Origin of the sequence: Idiomarina sp. UBA4206, assembly GCF_002383015.1 — a bacterium.
Lineage (GTDB): Bacteria > Pseudomonadota > Gammaproteobacteria > Enterobacterales > Alteromonadaceae > Idiomarina > Idiomarina abyssalis.
Window position 1 is genome coordinate 2366 of sequence record NZ_DFTS01000062.1, and the last position, 309, is coordinate 2674.

Annotated in this window: 1 protein-coding gene; it reads right to left on the reverse strand. The window is 49.8% G+C overall.

The genetic code is table 11. The annotated features are described in order from the left end of the window. Nucleotides 1–12 precede the first annotated feature (12 nt). The coding region (locus tag B3180_RS12765; protein ID WP_286844946.1) for an adenosylhomocysteinase at nucleotides 13–309 on the reverse strand (297 nt) is incomplete at its 5' end.

The window sequence follows — 309 nt, forward strand, 5'->3', positions numbered from 1 at the left end:
GGATATCGCTCATTAGTAGCGGTACTCGTCTGTCTTAAACGGACCTTCTGCATCAACGTGAATGTAGTTGGCCTGATCCGCTGTCAGCTTGGTGATAACGCCACCAAAACCCTGCACCATGTAACGTGCAACTTCTTCGTCCAGTTGCTTCGGCAGAACTTCTACGCGCAGGTATTCTTCCTGCTGTTTTTTGTCCATGTCGGCAAACTTTTGTCCAAACAAGTGAATCTGCGCCAGTACCTGGTTAGCAAAAGAACCATCCATAATACGGCTTGGGTGACCGGTTGCGTTACCCAGGTTCACCAGGCG